A 24389-nucleotide genomic window follows, 5' to 3' on the forward strand; every position below is an offset into this window, starting at 1 on the left:
CCCGAGGGATAGCTATATGCACACAAAACAGACCCCGTGCAGGGCACAGGGTCTTTGTTATCAAAGTTATTCAGCGGTGACTATGAAATCCACCTCGCCGAAGCTGAACACGACAGGTATGCAGAAGGCAGGTTTTTCAAAGCTTATCTTCTTATCCTGAATGAACTGCTGGGGTGTCATGGTGAGTTCAGCGCCGCCCTCGTTGGACTGGTTGACTGCAAAAAGACCGTTCACCACATTCAGGAACTCGCCCACGGTCTCGTTTTCAAAGCCCGTGATATCCCCGAAGTTCTCGCCTGCGAATCTCTTGGCGAACTCAAAGTAAACGTCCTTATCGGCAGTGATACAGGTAACTGCATCGTAACTGCCCGTGATACGCTGTTCGATGAGGTTCTCTGCATCGAATTCACGGATAACGATAGCTTCCAGTGGAGTGAAGTCTGTGTCGATGAATCTTATGATGTTCTTGAACATCATGGTAACGTAGTCAGTCAGCATTCTGGCGTTTGAAGCTTCTTCAAGGTGATAGAACTCAGTTACCAGCTTGTTCAGACTCTCGTTCTTGCTGCCTTCAAGGTCACTGTCCGTGAGCTCGTTATCGGTCTTGTAATCATTTATAGCCTGTTCAAACTGGGCATTTGAAAGCACGCCGTTGTTAACAAGGGTCTGACCGAGAAGCAGATATTCCGTGGGCTGCTGAGAAAGCAGCTTGTCCACCTGTTCTTCGGTGACGTATCCGAGTTCAACAGCAAGGTCGCCAAAGCGCTTATCAACGCTCTGCTGAGTGATATTAACGTGCTCGACCTGATCTGCGGTCATAAGTCCCGCATTTATAGCCAGCACGCCCAGTCGCATTCTTGTATGCTTCTTATCCTCAAAAGCCTGGGTCAGATCTTCCGAAGTGACCAGCTTTTTATGGAGAAGATAGCCTCCGAAAAATTGAGCAAACAATCACAGCACCCCCTTAGCTGCGTTTTCAAGGATAGCTCTGGTATCTTCATCAGATATGGGTTTCTGAAGAAAATCCGCAGCACCTGCGCGTAAAGCCTCCTTTAAGTGCCCCTGAGTACCAACGCTTGAAGCCATAACGACCTTAGCATCGGGGTCAAATTCAATGATCTGCTTGAGAGCCTCGATGCCTGTTATCCTGGGCATAATAATATCCATAAATACCACATCGGGCTTGTTTTCTTTGTATTTTGCAACAGCCTCTTCACCGTCAGCTGCTTCAAATACTTCATTTATACCAAGTGCAGATATAGTCATGTTCATCTTTTTTCTTGCGAACATGGAGTCGTCGCAGATGAGGACTTTAAGATCTTGTATAACCATATTGTAATTCCTCCTTTATATATTTGTAAAGGCAGCAGATATCAGTAAACTGCATATTTTCATTATATACCAAATGAATGGTTCTTGATAAAATTTTTAAATGACATTTACTTTAAAATCATACCTACCTCGTCTTAATAATTCTAACATATTTCTCTGTAAAAATCAACCGTTTTTTAGGCTGTTTTAATAGTGATTATGCATAAATTTTAATGAGTATAATTTTGCCGGATACTACTTGACTTTCTAGACGCTATATGGTATAATATTATGGTCAATTAACACAGGAATACGCCGCTGTGGCGAAATTGGCAGACGCAGCAGACTCAAAATCTGCCGGTAGCAATACCGTACCGGTTCAAGTCCGGTCAGCGGCATATAAAGAAAAAGCAGACCTTTTCGGGGTCTGTTTTTTTGTTATATATGGGATGATGAAATAAAACGCGTCAAAATATCCTGTCATTTATGCGAAGTAATCAAGTCAGAAAAGAAATAAAAACAGCTGTACGAATTTGCACGTACAGCCGTTCTGTGATTATTTTTTATAATGCAATGAACCTGAATGCTCTTTCGTTTAGCTTGTCGATCTCCCACTTGCCGTTGACCTTCGCGCATATAACAAGTTTATATTCAGTGTTGGGTCTGAGCTTGGGGGTGGTGATAGTGGTAGTATCGGCATCTGTGTAGCCCTGTACCTTCCACTTGCCGTTTATAAACACAGCAACACCGTATTTCTCAGCATTGGGAACGCCCTCCCAGTCGATCTTTGCCTTATGAGTCTTACTGTTTATGTTGATATTGCTTACCTTGGGATAAACAACGACCGAATTCGGTGTAACGATGATAGCTTTGGAAAAATCATCGTACCATTCACCGCCGAACATGGCGATCACTGCTACCTTGTATTTATTGCCTGCTGTAAGTCCTTTTACGGTGTAGGCGGTGTCGGTAGTCTCGCTCAACTTTGTCCATTTGCCGCTTACAAAACCGCAGACAGCATACATCTCGGCGTTGGGAACTTCGTTCCATTCGAGGTTTGCACAGCCGTCGCCGGGGGTGTAAGTAACATCGGGATTGGTCGGATCAAATTCACATATGTATCCGTACTTATCAAGATTGTAATAACTGTTGGCGTATGCCGCACCGCTGTTAGATGCGTCATTCCATCTGCCTCTTGTCTTGTATCCGTCACCAAACATATGGATGTAATTCTCGGAGCCGCCATAGTTATTGGGTTCACCTGACTCCCAGTTGGTGTACTCAAAGCTATCATCGGTGATCCATTTCCATGAATCTTCATCACGATATCCGCCAATCCAGTAATTGTTGCAGAGGGGTTCGCCAAGATGTCCTTCTACGGATTCCTGTTCCTCTTTGGAAGTGATCGTAGCAAGATGTCCTCCCAGCTTCTCACAAGCTTCCTTTGCTTCGGTCCATGTTAGACCACCGTCAAATAGCTGATATACATGGCCGCGGTAAGAGAAAGTATCGATCGGTTTCTTTTCAGTGATCTCATTTTCTGCGGCATTAGCGACAACCGCACCGCTAGAAAGCATAAGTGTAAGAGCTGCTATCCCACATAAAGTTTGTTTAATTGACATAATACCATTCCTTTCACAATTTAACTAATAATAGTTTATAATATTATACAATAAAAGCTCCGCTCGGTCAATAGCAAAAAGCTCTAAAGCAAGCAGTTAATTGAAATACGTTTATATGTTAAATAAACAAATAAATTCACCGAAATTGAATGTTTATTGTTCTTGATCCTGCAAAGTATGTGAGTTCAGATTCTTCGGGTCTGCGTTTTTGCGTATCTACGGAGCGTGGATTGACAATCATGCATCTTTGGGTTAAAATATATCCAAAGAAATAAAACGACGGTAAAAGATCTCAGCAAACAGGCTGCGGACATAACAGGAGGGTGAATATGCTATTTATACAGATGATAACGATAAAATATAATAAAGACAGACGTTCGGGCGAAGAGATGCGAAAGATAAACGAGGTGCGTTTTGAAAACATACCGGATAATGATATAGTCCTTGACGGAAATGAGTATTATCTGCACGACGACCGTTTCAGAAAATCAAAAGTATTCCCGTATTCGGAGCATTTCAAAGTAAGTGAAAGAGTGTACATCGATAAAGACAATGAAAACTATACCATCTTCTATTCTCCCTATACGACCCATACAGGTGACAGGCATTTCAAATCTGTTATGACACTTAAAGACGGTGAATACGGAAGGATCGTATATAATGAGCGGGAAGCCACTTTTGACGGTGAGTGGTATTATATCAGAACAACTATAAATCTTTACAGTACAGATACATCGAAGTACCGTACAAAGATGTTCTTCCGAAAGGAAGCGGATCATCTTTTTGAGGATATGACGTATTTAAGGTATTGCGGTGATTATCATAAAGCATGATGATAATGACAGCTATGCTGACGAACTAGTATTCACAGAAGATGTACGGATAGCTGTTATGGATATGGCAGGTTTGGGGTTTACGGAGTAAAAGCTGTATGAAAAAATGCAGACATTAAGGAGTGGGGACAATGGATCAGATAAAAACAGGCGCACTGATAAGGCAGTTAAGGCTCGGTGCGGGGCTTACACAGAAGCAGCTGGCAGAAAAAGTTAACGTCAGCGACAAGGCTGTATCAAAATGGGAATGCGGCAACGGCGCACCCGATGTATCTCTGCTTACCGCACTTGCAGAGGTCTTCGGTACAGATGTGAACACATTGCTTTCGGGCAGTAAAGATATCAATGAAAGTGAGAAAGGCGATATGAAAAAGATAAGATTCTACGTATGCAAAGATTGCGGCGGCATTATGACCTCTACCTCGGAGGCGGCTGTAAGCTGCTGCGGAAACAGACTCTCTCCGCTGGTGCCTAAAAAGGCTGAGGGCGATGAACTATTAAAGACAGAAATCATTGACGGCGAACTCTTTGTGACTTCCGACCATGAGATGACCAAGCAGCATTATATCTCATTTGCGGCGTATGTTTGCGACAATACCATGATGATGTTCAGGCAGTACCCCGAATGGAAAATGCAGGCAAGGCTTCCACTTGTGCGCATGGGCAGGCTGATATGGTACTGCACCGAACACGGCGCGTTCTATCAGGATATAAAATAACAAAAATCCCGTTCTCCGGTGTTTGACGTTACGGAGAACGGGTGTTTTTATGTGTTATTATTCCACGTGTGCAACTACATCGCATTCCCACGCGAGCATATCATTAGGGGCTAACTGAGGGTATACGCCTATCAAACGACCGCTTGTTTCATTTTTCCACATAACGCAGAAATCCGGATTTAAACTATCCAGTTCAATGAAAAGCAAACCTACCTTGCCATCTACACCTGCGTTTTTAAGAGCTTTAGCTGCTATATTGGCAGCCTCCTGCTTTTTTTCGGAGGTCAGCTCTCCATTCATTTCCATACCGGCAATATATTCAGCCACTTCAGAACGCACGAAAGCTGTTACGATATCCCTGCCATCCCCGTTTTCAGGAGTTTCCATACCCGTAAGGTAATCAGCCGCAGCGATATAGGCTATTTTTGCATTGTCGTTTGCTTTTTTTTCTTCGGCTGAAGGCTCGTACATATTGGACTGGGCTTCTTCAAGGTACGCTGCGAATGCGTCAATCTCTTCATCGGTATAATGTGCGTTTTCGTCCAGATCATTATCATCCTCACGGTCGTCATATTCCGTCTCTTCAAATACCTGCTCATCGATTTTACATTCCGCGTCAACGATCCATTCTATATGATCATCCAGAGAAACTGCGGGTTCGGGATATCTGCCGATGATATCGGAACTGCTGTCTTCGCGCCATAATGCTTCAAATTCACAATTAGATATATCTATGAATCTGACTCCGACAATTCCGCACGATTCATTTGATTGAAACCATTTCGTTGCTTTTGCTGCAGCTTCCTGCGGGGTAGCTTCCGATAATCTGCCCTCGCATTCCATATCAGCAAGATATTCAGCCACTGCGTTATAAGCTGTTTTAGCATTTCCGTTTGCGCTCTTTAGTTTTGATTTTGACCGATAATTAAATAAAGACGAAATGATCCCGTCGCCATTTTCATCGTCATCATTATTTGCCGACTCTGAGATTTCGCATGAAGCTTCGGCTTTTGCCGACCACTCGGGGATATCATCTACGCTTTGTGCAGGCTCGGGGTACTGTCCTATAACAGTGATGTCCTCATCGGTACGGAACTGCACTGTGAAGTTGATAAAGCCATAATCATCTGATCCATCGAACCTTACGCCCAGCGAACCGCTGATGTTTCCGTTTGAACCAAGTTCCTTTATCGCAAAGTCGGCAGCTTCCTGTTCGTTCGCTTCGGAGATCCTGCCTTGTGTTTCCATATCTGCAAGATATTCTGCAACAGCGGTATAGCCTAACTTTGCATTGTTGTTAGCCGCTTTCAGCAGGTCTTCACGAACCTCTTCGCTGATACTGTTATCACCGGCACTGTTCTCATTCTGAGTTTCAGCGACTGAAGTTTTGCTCTCCTGCTTTTTCTCGGAAGTTTTCTCCGTATTATCTCCGCAGGCTGTCATGCCTAAAGCCATAATTGCCGCAATTGTAAATGCTGTGATCTTCTTCATTGTGATTCCTCCAAAAATAGTATAATTGAAAATTTATATTCTAGCAGATGACATCAGAAATTTCAGCGCCATTTACTATATATCAAACCTTAATGATCTCTCTGCTGCCGTCCTCAAAAACAAGCTCGATCTCCTCTGTGCTTATCTGCCGTGCGGAATCGATCCATTCTGAGGATATCTTCCGCACAGCACCGTCTGCCGTATAGCAGACAACAGCTCCGCAGCCGTAAACTACTGCGAAGCGTTCGTCTTTGTCTATTATAGCGCCCTCGGGGTCGCCGTACATCTCGCATATCGGGGAGATCGTGCCCGTCAATTTGTTGACGAGCACAGCCCTTTCGTAACAGCCTTTTACCTCGTAATGCAGGCTCTCCGCCAGCAGAAAATCTTCGTGAGAAGCCATATCTTATATATCCTCAACACTCAGACCTGTGCCCTCGGCGGCTTTGATCTTTTTGAAAACTATCTTGTCCATGTCAAGTCCGCCAAGACCGAAATGCAGTCTGAATATGGTGTAGCGTGAGAACAGCGGCATTTCTTCTACAGCGAAGGTCACGGGCTTTCCGCCTGTGCCGTTCCATGTGAATGTGCCCCATGCAGTACCCATGCTAAATACCGTCACAGGCATCTGAGCCAGCTCGCTCTGTTCCGAACTTGCAGTCATTTCCATGCGGTACTGACCCAACTGTGCCACATCCACAGTGAAGCTGAAATCAAGATTTCTCTTGGTCTTGACACCGCTCATATCTATGGTAAGTTCGCCGTCCAGCAGGAAAACTCTGTCGCCTGCGCCGTCATCAACGGTCTCGGCGGGCTTGTTGATAACTTCAACAGCTTCATCCTCACCAAGCTTTCTCGCCATAGCGTGAGTATCCATCATAAAGCTGAGAACGTTTCTTGCAGACCTCTGAAGCTCGCCGCGGGTAAGTCTGCCGTCACTCAGTGCCGCCAGAACATTGTCGCTTCCGCTTCCGCCGTCGGCGCATACCATGTACACATCGTTCTGAGCGCGTACCATCGCCGCGAAATTGTTCTTGTCGGGTGCTTCGCCGCGGTCGTTGATGTTAGCCCACCAGTCTGTCATGGTGAAGCCGTCAAAGCCCCACTGCTTGCGGAGTATCATGGTGTTAAGGTCGAAGCTGCCCGCTGTCCACAGGTCGTTTACCTTGCCGTAGGTAGTCATCACAGACCTTGCACCGCCTTCCTTGACAGCTGTTTCAAAGCCGCGGAGATATATCTCCCTCAGGGCTCTCTCGCTTACTGCCGAATCAAGGAAATGTCTGTTGGTCTCCTGATTGTTTCCGCAGAAGTGCTTTACAGTACCCTCAACACCCTGTGAGTGCAGACCTTTCAGCTCGGCAGCCGCCATATCTCCAGTGAGGACAGGGTCTTCAGAGAAATACTCGAAGTTTCTGCCGTTGAGGGGGTGGCGATGGATATTCATACCGGGTCCCAGCAGACAATCCACCTTGTTAGCTCTCATCTCCATGCCTAGATAGGTGAAAAGCTCGGTGATAAGGGGCTTGTTGAATGTTGCCGCGATAAGGGTTCCGTTCGGCAGGCTGAATGCCTTGGTGCCTACGTCAAGTCTCATTCCCGAAGGACCGTCAGAACAGCAGCCTGCGGGTATGCCAAGTTCTTCCAGATGCTTTGCCACACCGCCGAAAGCCGCCGCAGTACCGGGAGTTACCTTAGGCGAGCACATACCTTCACCGCGCACAAGGCAGTTCAGGTCATTGTCGTCTAGCTGTGCGATGAACTCATCAAGGGTGTTACTGCCGTGGAAAACGTCTGCGGTGCGTATGCCCTTGTCACCTGTGAAAGCAATCTCTTCTGGGAGATTTTCAAGCCTGCGTGCGGCTTCATCAACCTTTGAAAGGGGAGTATCCTCAAAGGAGAGCCCCTCGGCGGTGCGTACCATTCTCTTGAAAGGCATAACAGGCGCAAGTGCCTGCTCAAGCTGTTCGATGACCTTGGTCTCATCCTGCACAAAGGATAAGCACTCAGCCGCGCTACGAACATCGCTGCCCGCATAGAACTTGTACTCGCCCGCTTCCGTTACCCACGCATAGGCGTGACCCGTAACACCGCTGTCATCGTATGAAGCTATATCGCGGTCGCTGACCTCTATGGTCAGTACCTGCTCTTCGTCGGGAGCAAGAAGTTTTGTCTTTTCAAATCCGCAGAGAACTCTTGCGGCCTTGCCAAGTTTGCCGTTGGGCGCTTCTGCATATACCTGTACAACTTCCTTGCCTGCGGTATTTCCAACGTTCTTTACCTTAGCGGTGATAACTGCACCGCTGTCCGTTTTTTTGCCCTCTGCGCTTATCTCGAACCTGGTATAGCTCATGCCGAAGCCAAAGGGGAATCTGACTTTATCCTTAGCGAAGGTCTCAAAATATCTGTAGCCTACGTATATATCTTCGACATAGAAATTTCTGTCCCTGTTGTGGAAATACTTGTCAGAGGGGTAGTCACTGATATCATACGCTATGGTATCGGGCAGTTTGCCGCAGGGAGATACCTCGCCCAGCAGTACCTTAGCCGAGCCTGTACCGCCTGTCATTCCGCCCTGCCATACGTACATCACAGCATCGGGGGAGAATTCGTCGATAAAGCCCATGTCGATTATATTGCCCACATTCAGCAGTACGACCATCTTTTTGAAATTGTCCCTGACCTTGCGCAGCATAGCCTTTTCACCATCGGTCAGCAGATACGAACCCGCCTTTACGCCGTTGTCCTGCTCTTCGCCCGCAGTACGTCCGATGATGCAAACAGCCGTATCAGAGGTCTCAGCCGCCTTTTTAACAAGAGCGTCATCAAGGGGCATTTCTTCCTGACACCAGGGCTCACCGCCCCAGCCCTCGCCGTAGTCGTAGGGGTGTTCTGCCACATAGTCTCTGTAAGTTTTCAGCACTTCCTCGTTTAGCTTTGCACCTGCTTCAAGCAGACCGTCAACGATGCCAGTGACCTTGTCAACATTCACCATGCCGCCCGAGCCTGTGCCGCTTTTGTAATAATCCAGCTGTATACGTCCGAAAACAGCCGTTTCCGAGTTCTTATCCAGCGGGAGAGCACCGTTGTTGACTAACAGTACAGCGCCCTCTGCATTGACTTCTGCCGCTTTTGCAAGATATTCGTTCCAGTTTAGTGTAGCCATAGCCTACCTCCGTAAAGTATGTATTATCGTTATTCCACCGATTTCAGGCTTTCCGCCATATTTATCTTTTCAAGCTTGTTTTCCATCACAAGGTTCACAGCCAGGTTGAATACTATCGTCAGCCCTATGCTGTACAGATAGCTCTTCAGGAGTATCCTTTCCTTGAAGCATACCATATCAACCACGATGTAGGACATTACAAAGTGCAGCAGCATATTGCCAAGCACCAGTCCTATGGCTATGCCAAGTCCCGTCAGGAAAAGGTTCTCCCTCAGCACATAAGCCGAGGTCTCTTTCTTGAAGAATCCCAGCACCTTTATCGTGGCTATCTCGCGCTCTCTTTCGGTGATGTTTATGTTCGTGAGGTTGTAAAGCACGATGAACGCCAGGGATGCCGCACAGATTATTATGAGCAGTACCACATAGTCAAGGCTCGCCATTGAATCTGTCAGGCGCTTTTTAAGGTCTTCAAACAGCGTCAGGTTCTTCACGCATTTAAGCTTTGCGATATCTGTCTGCGCCTGATAAACGTCTGTATTTTCAGGGAAATTCACATAAGCCTCGTTCAGCCCCACTTTCTCGCCCAGCTGTCTTTCAAGAGCCTCATAGGGGACGAAAACATAGTTGTATACGTGATTGTCGAACACCGCTTTCACCGTGAATTCCATCACCCGCATATTCTCATCGCGGAGAGTTATCTTGTCGCCATCTTTCACACCGTACCTGTTCATCAGGCTGACACTCACAAGGGCTTCGTCGCCTGTGGGCATCTCGATATTACTGCCGTCGGTCTTTGTGAAGTTCATACTGCCTTTCAGCTCGCTGAAATCAACAGGCGCCATAAGGCTTATGCTCTTCACCGCGTCTTTAGTTACCAAGTCCCATGAGCCCGCATAAAGACAAGCGTGAGTTGCTCCCGTGCTTGCCAGTTCCTCTTCGAGTTCTTTTGGCATATTGCCGTTATCGTCCGAAGAATAAGTGACCGAAGCATCTGCTGTTACTATCTCTTCATACTGCACCACCGCGAAATCTCCCACGGAATCGTACATTCCGAAGCCTGTCAGCAGCAGTGCCGTACAGCCGCTTATGCCCACAACCATCATGAAGAAACGCTTTTTGTACCTGAAAATATTACGTATAGATACCTTGTGCAGGAATTTCATTCTGTTCCAGATGGAAGGGAAGTACTCAAGCAGTACTCTCTTGCCCGCCTTTGGCGATTTCGGGCGCATGAGCTCCGCCGCTGTTTCGCTCAGTTCATATCTGCATGAGAGCCATGCCGCTCCCACCGAGCAAAGCAGAGATACCAGACCCGCCAGCAGAGCCAGCTTCCAGTCAAAAAGATATTTAACTTCCAGTTCTAGGTACATCAGCTTGTAGTTTACCCATATTACTTTCGGGAAGATATAGGTACCCAGCGCATATCCTATGGACCATCCCAGCAGAGCGGCACTTCCCGCATATATGGTGAACTTGCTCATTATTGCGCTTTCGGAGTAGCCGAGGGCTTTCAGAGTGCCTATCTGCGTTCTGCGTTCTTCCACCATTCGGCTCATGGTAGTTATGCATACCAGTGCCGCCACAAGTATAAAAAACACAGGGAAGACTTTAGCAACTTTGCCAACAATTGAGGAGTCATTCTCAAAGCAAGCATATCCGATATTCGTATCTCTGTCCAGCAGGAAAACATCGGGCTTTTTCAGGTCGCGGAGCTCTTTTTCGCCGTCCGCTATCTCCTGCTCTGCCTTTGCTATCTCTTCATCAAATGAGGTCAGACCGTCTTCGTATTCAGCTTCGCCGTTCTCATACTCTTTAAGACCGTCCTCATATTCCGCTTTTCCGTCTTCGTATTCTTTCTTGCCCTTTTCAAGGTCTTTTTTGCCGTCTTCAAGCTTTTTAATGCCGTCATTGTACTCATATCTGCCGCTGTCAAGCTTCGCCTTGCCCGACTGATATTCCGCCCAGGAAGCATTATACTGCGCATATCCCTGAGCGTACTGCGCCTTGCCTGCTTCAAGCTGTTTTCTGCCCTCTGCGAGAGTTGCTTTCTGCGCGTCCAGTTCAGCCTGTCCCGCCGAAAGCTCTTCCTGCTTGATAAGAAGTTCGCTCTTAGCCGCTTCAAGCTGTGCAAAACCAGCGTCTATCTGAGCCTTTGCCGCCGCCATCTGCTCTGCCTGCTCAGGGGGGAGCAGATCTTCCATGCCTATGTACTGACCGAAGTTTTCCAAAAACTGCTCGTTCTGCTCAGTCAGCGCCGCATACTGTGTTTCTATCTCTGAAAGACCTGCATTTATCTGCGCCGCACCCTCATCAAGCTGAGCCTGTGCAGCAGCAAGTTCTTTTTCACCTGCCGCGAGCTTTTTCTCGTTAGCATCTATCTCAGCCTTACTCGCCATAAGCTGTGCCCAGGCGTTGTCAAGCTGATATTTGCCGTTCGCCAGCTGTTTCTCGCTGTCGTCAAGGGTGATCTTCGCATCTTTAAGCTTTTTCTCGTTGTCAGCGATCTCTTTTTCGCCGTCAGCTATCTCTTTTTCAGCATCACTGAGTTCCTTCGCCGCTTTTTCAAGCTCGGTCTTGGCATCATCGAGCTCCGCACGCGCATCATCAAGCTTCTGCTGACCCTCTTCGCGGGCATCTTCGAGCTTTTTTCTGCCGTCCGCAAGCTCGTCCTCAGCATCGGATACTATGCGGTCATATCTGTCATCAGCCGCATCCTCAACAGCTTTTTCCCAGCTGTCTTCACGCTCTGCCATGTAGTCTTCATACTCATCCGAATATACTTCAAGCTCATGGTCGAGCTTTATGTACAGTTCCGAATAGGCTTCCATATCGAAAGCGCCCTTATTCAGATAGATGAATCCGTTTATCGTGCCGTTCCCGAGGGTCGTAGTGCCTCTCTCGAAATGTACGTATGCAGGGGAATACACCAGTCCCACCACGGTAACTTCCCGGGGCTTGAACTTTTCAAGGGTGTCTTCTTCGTTCTCGCTATTCACATACAGCACATCGCCCACTTTGTAGGAGGTCTTGCCGTCCATGACACACTCGCTGTCATTTTCGGGAAGCCTGCCCTCCAGTATCTCGGGCACGTTGACGTTCTCCGTCAGCGAATGTACTTTCATAACAGGCGCATTGCCGTAATCGTCCTTGAACATTATGTCCAGCGAATACGCACCCTCTGCCGCACGGACATCATCCCGCCCGCGGAGAGTTTCCACATCCCCTTCTTCCCAGCCAAGAGTGGATACTATCCTGTAATCGAAAAGCTCATGGTCTTCCATGAACCCGCCCAGAGTACGTATCATGGCAGGGGTGGTTACCCTTACGCCCGAGAAAAATCCCACACCCAGCGCGATTATGGCAAGTATCGCCGCAAAACGCCCGAATGTGCTCTTTATATCCCTAAAAGTTGAAACTCTCAGTTTTGACTTCATGAGCATCACCACTCGATGTTTTCTACATCTACTATCTCCGTGTTCAGTCTCATACTTTCAACAGTGCCGCTCTTTACCGTGATTATTCTGTCAGCCATAGCCGCCAGCGCCGAGTTGTGGGTGATGACTACCACCGTCATACCGCTCTTCCGGCAGGTATCCTGCAATAATTTCAATACCGCCTTGCCTGTGTTGTAGTCCAGCGCACCTGTGGGCTCATCGCACAGCAGAAGCTTCGGATTCTTTGCCAGAGCCCTTGCGATAGCAACTCTTTGCTGTTCGCCGCCCGAAAGCTGAGCAGGGAAGTTCTTCATTCTCTCGCTGAGACCCACCTGTTTCAGCACTTCTTCAGCATCAAGGGGGTCTTTGCATATCTGAGCCGCAAGCTCAACATTTTCCTTAGCTGTCAGGTTCTGTACCAGATTGTAGAACTGGAAAACAAAGCCGATATCGTAGCGTCTGTAGGCTGTCAGCTCCTTTTTGCCGAACTTGGATATTTCACGGCCGTCCAGCTTGACGCTTCCAGAGGTCAGGGTATCCATTCCACCGAGAATATTCAGTATCGTGGTCTTGCCCGCACCCGAAGCCCCGACTATAACGCAGAACTCGCCTTTCTCGATCTCAAAGGTGGCATCCTTCAGCGCCTGTATCTCTACTTCGCCTGTTTTATAGGTCTTTTTTACGTTTTTGAATTCAACAAAAGCACTCATTCACATTCACCCTTATTGTAAGTTTTACACGAAAATAACTTTGTTTGATTATATCATACTTTTTGCAAAATGTAAAGTCACGCCACCCCGCGAAATCGTTTTATACATAAAACTACAAAGTAAAATTTTCACTGCGGTAAAAGACAAAAATTTCCATTGAACGCCATATAGATAACGTCCGCCCGAGGACAAAAAAACTCCCCTGCCATATAACAGGGGAGAATGTTATGCTATTACTGTTCGAACTTCAGGCAGTCTTCCAGATTGAGCTCGTACATATTGTTGTATGTAGGCGCAACAGCGGGCTGACCGAGAAGTCTGTAGAACTCGTCAGAACCGTACTTCTTGATGAAGTCAGTGGTGTGGCAGTTTACAGTCAGTTCTTCAAGAAGCTTCTTCATAACAGGGCTTTCAGCGCCGTATGCAGCTTCCATGAATGTGAACATATTCTTCATACCGGACATAGACTGGCTGGTAACGTTCTTGGCACCGTTGAGCAGATTGGTGAACGCATTCTGTATGATGATGGTACATCTCTGCTTGTTGTCACGACCCTCGTTGGTACACTTATCCATGTAAGCCTCAAGGTTGTGGATTATCCAGTGCTGGATCTTCTTGTTGGAAGGCGAGATGATACGCGCCTTAACAGCCATATCCAGATTCTTTCTTGTGGTCATGATATGCTCTGCAATAATCTGACGGCAGGAAAGACCCTCGTTGATCTTGATGAGTATATCCTCAAGCTTGGGGTGTATCTGTCTGATCATCTTCTCCATCTGGATAGTCGTTCTCATTGTGTAGGTAACGCCGTCCATCAGCAGGTTCATCAGTGCTACAGCTTCCTCAATGTCAGCCTTTGCAGCTCTGTCAACAGCAGCCTGAGTGATGTTGCCGTCCAACAGATCATCAGGATCGTATACCTCACGCAGCTCGTTGAATTTGCAGTAGAACTCGTAGAACATAGGAGCAACGTCGTGGTCCTGCAGGTACTGACCTACAAGTTCCAGAGTAACTGCCATGCCTGCGCTCTCGTACAGCTGGATCATCTCGGAGAGATCCTCCCACGCACGTGCGGTGATGATCTTGTAGTTATGTCTGTCGGTAGCGTCTATCTCATAGAACAGAGTGGGGTGGAGTTCGAGGAACGCGATTATGCAGGGGTGAACACCGCCGTAGTAAGCGTATTCCTTCCAGCACAGGAACTCAGCGTCGATCTCTACCTTCTTGAATCTGTCCCATGTAACTATATCGAATTCGTTAACGGACTTGTTGAACTGAGGGGGGTTACCAGCGGTAACGATTACCCATCCGGGAGGGATCTGGTGCAGACCGAAGATCTTGTACTGCAGGAACTGCAGCATGATAGGTGCAAGAGATTCGGATACGCAGTTGATCTCATCGAGGAACAGTATGCCCTCACGGATGTGAGTCTGCTCCATGGTATAGTAAATGTTTGCAATGATCTCCGACATGGTATACTCGGAAACCTTAACGTCAGCACCGACGAAGTTTCTCTCAACGATAACAGGCAGACCCATTGCAGATTCTCTGGTCTGGTGAGCCATCGAGTAGGATATCAGGTTAACGCCTGTCTCCTGAGCTATCTGGTCCATGATAGCGGTCTTGCCGATACCGGGAGGTCCGAGCAGGAAGCAGGGTCTCTGATGCTCGATGCTTATCTTGTACTCACCAAACTCATCTTTTTCCAGATAAGCCTTGATAGAATCGAGCACTTGCTGTTTTGCGTCTTTTATGGTCATAAGCAAAAACTCCTTCTTGCACAGAATAGTCAAAAACTATTCCAAAAATTTTCACCTAATATTATACACTATCTCCAAATCGCTGTCAATAGGAAAAATAAATTTCGGAAATGTGACTTATTTTGTTTAATTAAATATATGCAATTTGGCAAGGTAGATATTATAATGTGCAAAAAGGACGTATGTGAAAAATCACAACAGGAATCTCAGCTCAAATGTTGTCTAAAATCAAATGGAAATATCCGTATCCCACAAAAAACGCCATAACAAGCTGTTAGGTTTTAAAAGAAGTCCATATAAGGATATTAATAGTATCAAAAAAGAAATACGCGGCTGTGAGGCAAGTAAAAATACAGCTTGATATTTTGTGTAATATTTCCATAAGAATCAGCTTGAAAAAAACCAGATATTGTGATATTATATACATATAAGATTCACTGTTCGTATAAGAACATATAATAAAGTGTATGGTTGGTATGTAAAAACGGGAAGATGGGTGAAGAAGCAATGAGAAAATATCAGGGCAATCCGACAGCTGACGATTTTGTGAAGAGCCTTGATAGAGGTATGCGCAAAAAGCGTATAACTCTGCTTATATTGCTGGGCGTGCTGGCTGTCGTAGTAGTCACAGTGGCTGTTGTCGGGATGAGCATCAGCCGAAGCAACAGGATCAATATGGCAAAAAATGCCATTTCACAGTTGGATATACAGAGTACCTACAAGGATCCCGAATTTCCCGAAAACGGTGACTGGGACGAGGATGGACTTATTAATATATCTGAGACACAAGAGGGTACCAGTGTGCAGAACAGTGATTCTGACGGTGACGGTATTTCCGACGGCGACGAGTTGAAGCTCGGCACCGACCCTCTTAATCCCGATACCGACGGTGACGATATGCTGGACGGCTATGAGATAATCTCCGGTACCAGTCCCAGACTCGGTATCACTGATGGTTCGACCCCCGATAATACAAGAGTTGTCGTGGTTGAAAAAGAACTTGACGGTTGTAAGCTCCATCTCAGCGGCAACCCGAATATAGCGGGTGCTTCTGTCGAAAAGCTGAATCTTTTCGGTATATCATCAAATCCCAGCGTGGTCTCGGCGGCATATGACTTCTATTCCGAGTATCCCTGCCTTGAAGCCACTATTAAAATAGACGTTGACAAGGACAGGATGAAAAAATGCGGCTGTGATTACAGCAATCTTAAAGTGCTCCACTTTGATGTTAATAAACAGGAGTATACCCCCATAGAATCCAGACCTGACAGTAAGAAAGGCTATGTTCAGGCGACTATCACCGAGCCCGGCACCTATGTGGTTGGTTCGGATAAGTCAGTGAACGAGCCTGCGATAACAAGAGTAGCATTCCTTATCGATAATTCGGGCTCCATGTATCCAAAGGAGCTCTGCCCCACATCTTCCGAGAACGATGTGGATTTCAAACGACTTGACTTTACCGAGTCGCTGATAGATAAGTTCAACAGCGATTTTCATATAGGTATAAGCAAGTTTACAGGAACATATACCAAAATGTGCGATTTCACCGATGACAGATCCGAACTTCATGATGTCATCAAAAGGATAAGAACTGAGGATGAGGTCTTTGACGGAACTTTCAACCAGACAGCTCTGAAAAAGTGTATAAACGAGTTCACCGCGACGGGCGACGGAAAGTATGTTAATATTATAGTTATGCTTTCGGACGGCGAATCCGATGAAGTCGGTGCTGAGACCATCGAGAGCCTTTCTAAACTCGCTAATGAGAGATCGGTCATAGTACTGACAGTTGGTCTTGGCAGAGATATCGACCGTGCTTGGCTTCAGGAGGTCGCATATTCCACAGGTGGAAAGTACTACTCAGCAGCAGATGCATCTGCCCTTGATGATGTTTATAAGCAGATCGTTACTACACTTAACTACGATATAGTTACATACACCGATTCAAGCGATGAGGTAACAGGCTACGCACTTTACAATACAGGCTTTGATCCTGCAAGGAACGGATTTGCTTTTAAGAATTTCAGGACCACCACCAGCGCCAGCGTTGACTTCGGTATGGCTGTCATGGCAAGAGACTGGTATCTCGGCAATGTGCAGATGTCGCTCGGTGAGATATCTCCCGCAGACCCCTCTATGCAGAAGTCTGATGCTGCGGGCTATGACCTCAAGGATACAGTAACAGGCAAGGCTTATGAGGAAAGAAAGACTCTCAGCGCGGTAACTACCGAGATATTCAGGCACCACTATTCAAAGGTCACTGAGTATATCGACTATAACTCAAAGGGCGATACCCTTACAGTATTGAAAAATTATCGTACGGACGCCGAAAATAAGGGCTGGAAGATAGACAAGCGCAAGATAGAGGCGGGCAATCTCCCTTGGTCAAAGGTTGAACTCCTCTCACTTGATATCGCAGAGGGCATAGATAAGATAGCAAAAGGCTATAATGATGACGATGCACAGCTCTGTGCGGCACTGTACAGGCTCAATGCGCTCAGGTGGGACGATGAAGCTGATGAATATAACCTTACCAGCGGTGACGAAGGATTTGATACACTGTGCAGACAGTTGAGTCTGGGTGTGCCCGTGGTAACTACCATAGATGATACCCATACCGTCAATACCGTAGGACTGATAAGGGATTCAAACTGCCACAGAAGGTATATACTCAGGATATATGATAATAACTACCCTGAAAAGCTCAAAGAGCTCTATATCGAAAAGAGACCCATTGCCAAGCTTGATATAGATGTTGAGGGCAATGTAAAAGTCGAGAGCCAAAGTTTCGCATATGTTGCCACTTATGAGGGCAAGACCGTAGGCGTTTCGTTCTCAAGCGTTGCAGAACACTGATTAATTAAATATCGGTATATGATAGCTCCTGTACCGATATTTCTATGGTTTATGGGAGCTTCAATAGTTACTGTAAACGATTTCCATGCATATTGCACAAATACATTGTGAAAACTTTGTGATAGATTCTGTAACCATTTTGAGATTTTTTGTTCTAAAATACTTGACAATCTTTATAAAAGTTGCTATACTGAACACTAGGAACCAAGTATTTCAGGATTCCTGAAAAAAATAATGAAATTTGGAGGAGATCATAATGAAAATTTCCAAGATCCTTGCAGGTATGTCCGCACTGGCTATCGCAGCTGCTACAGCTATCCCTGCATTCGCAGAGAAGACATTTGTTAATGGTACCGACCTTGATTATGTTTCTGCAGATGGTAATATGCTCAAAATCAGTCTGGGTGAAAGCCCTTACGATCCTGCTACTGTATCCGCAGTTAAGGTTACTTTTACCGTTGACGATTCCCAGGGCGGTTTCGGCGGCGGTTTCATGCTCAACAGCAAGAAGAGCGGCTGGGATCAGAAAGAACCTGATTGGGTTTGGGCTAATCCCGGAGAAGAGTCAGAGGACCCAAGAGGTTTCTATGCTGAGGGCTCTGACGGTAACTACACAGTAACATTTGATTTCGGTGTACTGGGCGAAGAGTATTGGGGCACACCTTCTGATGAAGGATATTATGCAGAGATCTGCTGCCAGGAATGGTGGGGCGCAGACATGACCGTAACAGGTGTTGAGATCACCGGCGATGAGAAGCCTGCTGATGAGTCTTCCGCTGCTGATGTTGAGTCTTCTGCTGCTGATACTGAGTCCAGCAAGGCTGATGAGTCCAGCAATTCTGAGGCTTCTAGCACAGCTGACAGCTCTTCTTCCAAGGCTGCTACAACAAACAATAACACCAAGAATACTACTACCACAGGCACAGCTGCTGCTTCTTCCGCAGCTGCTTCTGACAACACCAACCAGGCTACAGGTGCTACCGCAGGTCTGGCACTGGCAGGTCTGGCACTGGCAGGCGCTGTTGCAGTAGTTTCCAAGAGAAAGTAATTTTCTTAAAATTTGAAACTAACATGGACCCTCGCTTAAAGCGGGGGTCTTTTTTTGTTCACACTGTAATCGTTATCAGTGCAAAACTGCCGTAAAACCCAGTAAATATTGTGAAAAACTTATATTGCAAAGCTTCATGAAAAGTGCTATAATACAGAAGTACTTTATAAGACCCGGGCTAGGTTCACGGGTATATGATATGGAGGGTATAAAAAAATGAAAAAGATTCTTGCGATGACTATTGCACTCACAATGACAGCACTTATGTTCACTTCCTGCGGCGAAAAGGACGATAAGAGCGAGTCCAAGGCAGCAACCACCACTACCGCGGCAGAGACCGAAGCGCCCGCTGAGGAGACCACACCTGCAGAGGAAGAAGCTCCAGCTGAAACAACTTCTGAGGAAGATGCAGCTCCTGTAGTTGATAATTCCAAATGGAAGCCCCTGTCCGCTATCGCTGATTCTCTGGAGTGCTACGATAACGCTTCTCTGACATTCGCGGCAGACAGCGATGTCTCAGGCATTATCACCACTTTCTACGAGGGTACGGATGAAGTAAAGCCCGGCGAGGAAGGCTATACAGGCGATGAGGCTAAGATCAACTTCTCCGTACAGGAAGTTGCAGGCATACCTATGCTCAAGTGCGATGAGGAGATCTATGATACAGAGGATACCGCAAACAACGGCCATAAGATACTAAAGATCAAGACTGATATGAACAAGCTCTTCGCTTCTCAGCCTGAGTTGATGGATGATATCTTCACCATCAAGGTCGAGTTGGTAGCTATCGCACGTGATCAGGCGGTTTATGACGATGGACTAGGACCTGTTACCGTAGCATGGTATGGCGGTGCAATGGGTACCAATAACAACGGAAACTGGAACGGCAACAATGCTACTATCGAAATGTCTTCCGATTCTGGCGAAGGCTGGTGCAACCAGTGGGCACACACCGTGACCAACGCAAGGATAGGTATCACAGAGAAGGCTAAATTTAACCACGAATACGAGACCAACTACACCACCGTTATGGCGTGGGTGGTAAAGAACGACATCGATCTCTACATCGCTGATATCGTATTTGAAGACGATGCAGGCAACGTTATCAAAGTTCCCGAGGGCGCTATCCCCGGCGGTGCAACCTACGAAAAGGAAGAGCTTACTGACGCAGATTCCGATGGCATCATCGAGTATGCTGAAGACGGCACAGTTGTTCTTGAAAAATAATAACACAAGCAAAAGGCACTTCTTGCGGGAAGTGCCTTTTTGTTATCCCTGATTTTACCTGAAATGTACTTTCAGCGCTTTTTCGACTTCCAGCTCCGTAAGCTCTCCGTCACTGACTTTCGCCGTGAACTTCTGTCCTGCTGTTTCACCTGTTTCTTCTGTATGATCTCCTTTGTCGGTACAGCTAACGTCCCTGCCCTCTATGAGGGTCTCCAATGCGCTCGCAAGAAGTGGCATAAGCCCGTATTTGGGGAGTGCCGCACTATCGCATTGGTATTCCAGATCACCCAGCTCCATGCGGCAGCTTTCATTGTCATATGTCATTTTCAGCCCCGCAAGGCTTTCGGGCTCCGTGAAGCCGAATTCCCATAAGCCCTCACCGCCCCGCCTGAGCTCTGCTTTGTACTCTCTTCCGAAATACGTTATCTCCGCCGATTTATCGATATCGCCACTGAGCTTTTCGGGCTTCACCGAAGTCCTCTCAGCACCGCACCCCGCTAATACTGCCGCCGCTGCCACTATCATCGGCAAAACTATCATCTTCATAGCTATCCCTCCAAAAAAAGCGGCTCTCCGTGAAGAAGAGCCGCCTGTATTACTGGCATATATCAGTCCTCGCCGCCTTCGAGATGTTTCAGGAAGAATGGCAGATAAGCAAGGATATCCCTTGTAAGTATACCACGCTCGGAGCGCTTCGTGCTCAGCACCTCTGCCGCCCTGCCCATCACCATGCAGGCAAGTATGCAGTTTATCAGCGATGAACGCTTTGTCTGTGCCGTCAGCGAAGCTATAAGTCCCGCAAGCATATCCCCCGAGCCGCCCTTTGATAGCGTCGTGTTTCCCGCTGTGATGACCTCTGTTCTGTCAGCACAGCAGACGATTGTCTCCGAAGACTTCGCTACCACGGTAACACCGTATTTCTTTGAAAGACCGTAGGTATATTTCAGCCTGTCTGCAAGTACTTCATCCTGAGATACTCCGCAGAGCCTTGCAAGCTCCCCGGGGTGAGGAGTGAGTATCACCGTTGACTGTTTCTTCAACAGTACATCTATATTCGGGACAAGGGAATTTATTCCGTCTGCGTCAAGTATAACGGGTACGGGAGATTTCTCGATAAGCTCAGCCACCAGCTTCTCGGTCTCGGGAGTATGACCCAGACCACAGCCCAGCAGCAGTGCCTTGGCATCAGCAAGACTTTCCAGTATGGCAGGAACGTTCTCCGAGGTCATGTAGCCCTCAGCATCAGCTTTCATCTCGTTGAATGTACACTCGTACAGATTTGCTGCAAGTGAATCTATGACCTTGCCTGTAGAGCAAACCTCCACCAGTCCGACGCCCATTCTCATGGCAGCCGTGGCGGATATGCCTGCGGCACCTATATATCGCCTGCATCCGCATACGCATACCAGCTTGCCGAAGGTGCCCTTGTGAGCCCAGGGCTTACGGGACGTGAGGAACTTCTTGCCCAGCTGAAGATCGTCCAGCATACTTGCCTTGGCGTATATCTCGTTTGCCATTATCGGGTCGTCCGACATTGCAGCCGCAGGTATACCGATATCCTCAACTCTTATATATCCGCAGAAATACTTTCCGGGGGAAAGCAGCATACCCAGCTTTTTGGCGTGCATGGTAACGGTAACGTCAGCCTGCACCGCCAGTACGCCCGCCTGACCGCTCCTTGCGTCTACACCCGAGGGTATATCGCAGGCGATAACGCGCTTGGCGTAGGTGTTCAGCTTGATGAACAGCGGCTGAAGATCTCTCTCGATCTCGCCTGTGAAGCCTGTGCCGAAGATAGCGTCAACGATGATAGTCGCATTGTCGATAGCCTCAGCCCAGGGGTGAGTGTTGTCGCCGTCGTAGAACATCACATCGATATCCTTGTTCAGCGAATCGAAAGCCTTAACGGCAGCGGGTGTAGTGGGCTTTCCGCAGCAAAGCACGATCTTTGTGCTGATACCCGATCTGTGCAGATGGTTTGCAGCCACCAGACCGTCACCGCCGTTGTTGCCCTTGCCCGCCAGTATAAGTACTTCGGGGGTGTCGGGCTGACCGTCAGCCATGGTTTCATGCATTACATGGGAAGCCAGCTTTTCACCGGCAGTTGCCATCAGCTGTGAAGCGGGAACGCCCAGTTCTTCCGAACGTCTTTCGCAGGCCTTCATCTGTTCAACTGTAAGTATCCTGTCCTTTATCATATCCATTCCTCCTTAAAAGCGGTATTTCCGCAAAATTTTTTATATGTATGCCCCGCGCGCTCAGTCCTCTTTCGGAAAAGCTATCACTACCGCTGAAGCATATTCTTTCGTGTGAGTTATGGAGAGGGAAAAATCCAGACCCCTCTCTCTGGCTATTTCCTCAGCCTTGCCCGTAAGTTCAAGATGAGGGCAGCCCAGTTCGTCCCTGACTACTGCTGCCTCTGTCAGCTCAAACCCCCTGACACCTGTGCCAAGGCTCTTTGAGAATGCCTCTTTAGCTGCCCATGAACCCGCCATGCTCTCAGCAGGGTCGCGGAATTTTTTGAAATACTCTTTCTCGACTTCCGCATATACCCTGTTCACAAAGCTCTCTCTCTGACAGCTTTTGCGTATACGCTCCACTTCCACAAGATCTGTGCCCACAGTGAAAGAAGCCATTATTCAAAGTCCTCCGACTTTTCGGGTACGTTCACCTTAGAGCGTATCGTGCGGGGCAGATGTGTCTTTATCACCCTAAGCATATCATCATCGGGGGTGAATATCAGCCTTACATCACCGAGATCGGGGTGCTTTACGTCCATGAACCAGTCGGTTATCTCTGCATTCATAGCCGATGCCATGATAACTGTCTTATTGCCGTTGTCACTGCCGTTGTATTCACCGATATCGGTAGTGTCATTGACTTTGATAGTTGCCAGATGCTTTCTGCTTCTTGCCGCTATGACCTTGTCAATATCAAGATCGCCGTTAGTGAAGATGTACTCGTATTCCAGATTGAGATTCTGCATGAGATAAACACCGCCGTATACGATAACACCCGATATAAACACCGCCAGCGGCAGAAATCCGTTCAGCATCATCGTAAACATTATCACCGCAAAGCACAGTGCAACGCAGGCAAATGTTATCAAAAAGCGCATGGTGCTGTCTTTTTTTGTGTTTTCTTTTCTGATTATCTGTTCCTTGAAACTGTCCATTGATACTTTCCTCCGCCCTATGAACACTATGTCACCGCAATATTTGGCGGTTACTGACAAATGTTCACAGATGTAATTTACTATACTATCAAATTATACCACATTTTTTCAGTTTATGCAAGCTAATTTGTGTGATATATGTATGAAAATACCGAAAGTTCTGTGACTTTACTTGAATGAAGGCGCCTTGTGTGCTATAATAAGGGCTGTGATGTCAGTAAAAGACGGAGGTGTTAACTCTGACAATAGATTTTCATGTGCATTGTTTTGCACCTAAAATTGCCGAAAAAGCTATATCTCAGCTTAAAGACCGCGCAGAGCTGGAACCGCTGACCGACGGCCTTATCGAGACCACTGTTGTCCGTTTCGATGAATGGGGCATCGACAGGGGAGTGCTGCTGTCAGTGGCTACCCGTCCCACTCAGGTAAAAGTTATAAATGACTGGTGCGCTGAAAATAACGGCGGAAGATTCATAAGCTTCGGTACTATACATCCCGACTATGAAGATATTCCCGCCGAGCTTGACAGACTCGTATCCCTTGGACTCCACGGTGTAAAGCTCCATCCCGATTATCAGGATTTCATGGTGGACGAGGACAGGATAGACTTCCTCTATGACGAGATAGAACGCCGTGACCTCCCGGTGATACTCCACGCGGGTTTTGACGTATTCTCACCCGAACTTGTACACTGCCCGCCCGAGCGAGCTTTGCGCATGATAAAAAAGCATCCTCACCTTAAAGTCATTCTAGCACATCTTGGCGGAAATGACAGCCACCAGCAGGTATGTGATATACTTGCAGGCGTTGACGGCGAGGTCTATTTCGATACCGCCTTCACAGGCAGGTACCTCACCGATGCGCTGATGGAGAAGATAATCAGAAAACACGGCGCCGACAGGATACTTTTTGCCAGCGACTGTCCCTGGGACAGTCCCGCAGAGATAAAGAAAAAAATACTGCGGTTAGGTATTTCCGATGATGATAAGGAGAAAATATTCTCACAGAATGCACTGCGTCTTCTGGGCAATGTATAGAAT

Annotated in this window: 19 protein-coding genes and 1 tRNA gene; 7 read left to right on the plus strand and 13 right to left on the minus strand. The window is 47.2% G+C overall.

Annotated elements, in window-relative coordinates; all coding sequences use genetic code 11:
• Positions 1 to 66: 66 nt before the first annotated feature.
• A complete protein-coding gene (locus BMY75_RS11600) occupies positions 67 to 951 on the minus strand; it encodes a chemotaxis protein CheX (protein WP_074834031.1) in 885 nt (294 codons plus the stop codon).
• The gene (locus BMY75_RS11605) at positions 952 to 1332 is read right to left on the minus strand and encodes a response regulator (protein WP_074834032.1); all 381 of its coding nucleotides are present in this window, start codon (positions 1330 to 1332) and stop codon (positions 952 to 954) included.
• A gap of 293 nt (positions 1333 to 1625) precedes the next feature.
• Here BMY75_RS11605 and BMY75_RS11610 point away from each other — a divergent pair.
• Positions 1626 to 1709: transfer RNA gene (locus BMY75_RS11610), tRNA-Leu, on the plus strand.
• Between the two features lie 165 nt (positions 1710 to 1874).
• On the opposite strand, the gene BMY75_RS11615 is transcribed toward BMY75_RS11610, so the two are convergent.
• The gene (locus BMY75_RS11615; RefSeq protein ID WP_081350532.1) at positions 1875 to 2933 is read right to left on the minus strand and encodes a lectin-like protein; all 1059 of its coding nucleotides are present in this window, start codon (positions 2931 to 2933) and stop codon (positions 1875 to 1877) included.
• 329 nt (positions 2934 to 3262) lie between these two features.
• Between BMY75_RS11615 and BMY75_RS11620 the strand changes: the two genes are divergently transcribed.
• Both BMY75_RS11620 and BMY75_RS11625 read left to right on the plus strand, forming a co-directional pair.
• A complete protein-coding gene (locus BMY75_RS11620; protein ID WP_074834034.1) occupies positions 3263 to 3766 on the plus strand; it encodes a hypothetical protein in 504 nt (167 codons plus the stop codon).
• Between the two features lie 131 nt (positions 3767 to 3897).
• Positions 3898 to 4485 carry a helix-turn-helix domain-containing protein gene (locus tag BMY75_RS11625; RefSeq protein ID WP_074834035.1) on the plus strand — a complete coding sequence of 196 codons (588 nt, stop codon included), beginning with the start codon at positions 3898 to 3900 and terminating at the stop codon, positions 4483 to 4485.
• Positions 4486 to 4542: 57 nt separating this feature from the next.
• On the opposite strand, the gene BMY75_RS11630 is transcribed toward BMY75_RS11625, so the two are convergent.
• From BMY75_RS11630 to BMY75_RS11655, 6 genes are all read right to left on the minus strand, one after another.
• Entirely contained in the window at positions 4543 to 5976 is a 1434-nt protein-coding gene (locus tag BMY75_RS11630; RefSeq protein ID WP_074834036.1) for a hypothetical protein, read from the minus strand.
• Positions 5977 to 6058: 82 nt separating this feature from the next.
• On the minus strand, positions 6059 to 6379 hold the full coding sequence (locus BMY75_RS11635) for a hypothetical protein (protein WP_074834037.1): 321 nt from the start codon (positions 6377 to 6379) through the stop codon (positions 6059 to 6061).
• A 3-nt stretch (positions 6380 to 6382) separates the two neighbouring features.
• The gene (locus BMY75_RS11640; protein WP_074834038.1) at positions 6383 to 9139 is read right to left on the minus strand and encodes a glycoside hydrolase family 3 protein; all 2757 of its coding nucleotides are present in this window, start codon (positions 9137 to 9139) and stop codon (positions 6383 to 6385) included.
• Positions 9140 to 9168: 29 nt separating this feature from the next.
• Positions 9169 to 12573, minus strand: a complete 3405-nt coding sequence (locus BMY75_RS11645; RefSeq protein ID WP_074834062.1) for an ABC transporter permease — start codon at positions 12571 to 12573, stop codon at positions 9169 to 9171.
• 5 nt (positions 12574 to 12578) lie between these two features.
• On the minus strand, positions 12579 to 13283 hold the full coding sequence (locus BMY75_RS11650; RefSeq protein WP_074834039.1) for an ABC transporter ATP-binding protein: 705 nt from the start codon (positions 13281 to 13283) through the stop codon (positions 12579 to 12581).
• A gap of 233 nt (positions 13284 to 13516) precedes the next feature.
• A complete protein-coding gene (locus tag BMY75_RS11655) occupies positions 13517 to 15043 on the minus strand; it encodes an ATP-binding protein (RefSeq protein ID WP_074834040.1) in 1527 nt (508 codons plus the stop codon).
• A 507-nt stretch (positions 15044 to 15550) separates the two neighbouring features.
• Here BMY75_RS11655 and BMY75_RS11660 point away from each other — a divergent pair.
• From BMY75_RS11660 to BMY75_RS11670, 3 genes are all read left to right on the plus strand, one after another.
• On the plus strand, positions 15551 to 17899 hold the full coding sequence (locus tag BMY75_RS11660) for a vWA domain-containing protein (protein ID WP_074834041.1): 2349 nt from the start codon (positions 15551 to 15553) through the stop codon (positions 17897 to 17899).
• A gap of 256 nt (positions 17900 to 18155) precedes the next feature.
• The gene (locus BMY75_RS11665; RefSeq protein ID WP_074834042.1) at positions 18156 to 18947 is read left to right on the plus strand and encodes an NPXTG-anchored protein; all 792 of its coding nucleotides are present in this window, start codon (positions 18156 to 18158) and stop codon (positions 18945 to 18947) included.
• A 216-nt stretch (positions 18948 to 19163) separates the two neighbouring features.
• Positions 19164 to 20174, plus strand: a complete 1011-nt coding sequence (locus BMY75_RS11670) for a hypothetical protein (protein ID WP_074834043.1) — start codon at positions 19164 to 19166, stop codon at positions 20172 to 20174.
• Positions 20175 to 20228: 54 nt separating this feature from the next.
• Here the strand turns inward: BMY75_RS11670 and BMY75_RS11675 are convergent, their stop codons facing one another.
• The 4 genes from BMY75_RS11675 to BMY75_RS11690 all read right to left on the minus strand — a co-directional run bounded on the left by BMY75_RS11675 (position 20229) and on the right by BMY75_RS11690 (position 23349).
• The gene (locus tag BMY75_RS11675; RefSeq protein WP_074834044.1) at positions 20229 to 20720 is read right to left on the minus strand and encodes a hypothetical protein; all 492 of its coding nucleotides are present in this window, start codon (positions 20718 to 20720) and stop codon (positions 20229 to 20231) included.
• 62 nt (positions 20721 to 20782) lie between these two features.
• Positions 20783 to 22372, minus strand: coding sequence for an NAD(P)H-hydrate dehydratase (locus tag BMY75_RS11680; protein ID WP_074834045.1), 1590 nt, complete (start codon positions 22370 to 22372; stop codon positions 20783 to 20785).
• Positions 22373 to 22432: 60 nt separating this feature from the next.
• On the minus strand, positions 22433 to 22810 hold the full coding sequence (gene acpS / locus BMY75_RS11685) for a holo-ACP synthase (protein WP_074834046.1): 378 nt from the start codon (positions 22808 to 22810) through the stop codon (positions 22433 to 22435).
• Positions 22810 to 23349, minus strand: coding sequence for a DUF6106 family protein (locus BMY75_RS11690; protein ID WP_074834047.1), 540 nt, complete (start codon positions 23347 to 23349; stop codon positions 22810 to 22812). The genes acpS and BMY75_RS11690 overlap by 1 nt, the downstream gene beginning before the upstream one ends.
• Positions 23350 to 23606: 257 nt before the next feature.
• Here BMY75_RS11690 and BMY75_RS11695 point away from each other — a divergent pair, with 257 nt between their 5' ends.
• Positions 23607 to 24386 carry an amidohydrolase family protein gene (locus BMY75_RS11695; RefSeq protein ID WP_242940229.1) on the plus strand — a complete coding sequence of 260 codons (780 nt, stop codon included), beginning with the start codon at positions 23607 to 23609 and terminating at the stop codon, positions 24384 to 24386.
• The last annotated feature ends 3 nt before the right edge of the window (positions 24387 to 24389 follow it).

It is taken from the genome of Hominimerdicola alba, assembly GCF_900109655.1.
In the GTDB taxonomy this organism is placed as follows: Bacteria; Bacillota; Clostridia; order Oscillospirales; family Ruminococcaceae; genus Hominimerdicola; species Hominimerdicola alba_B.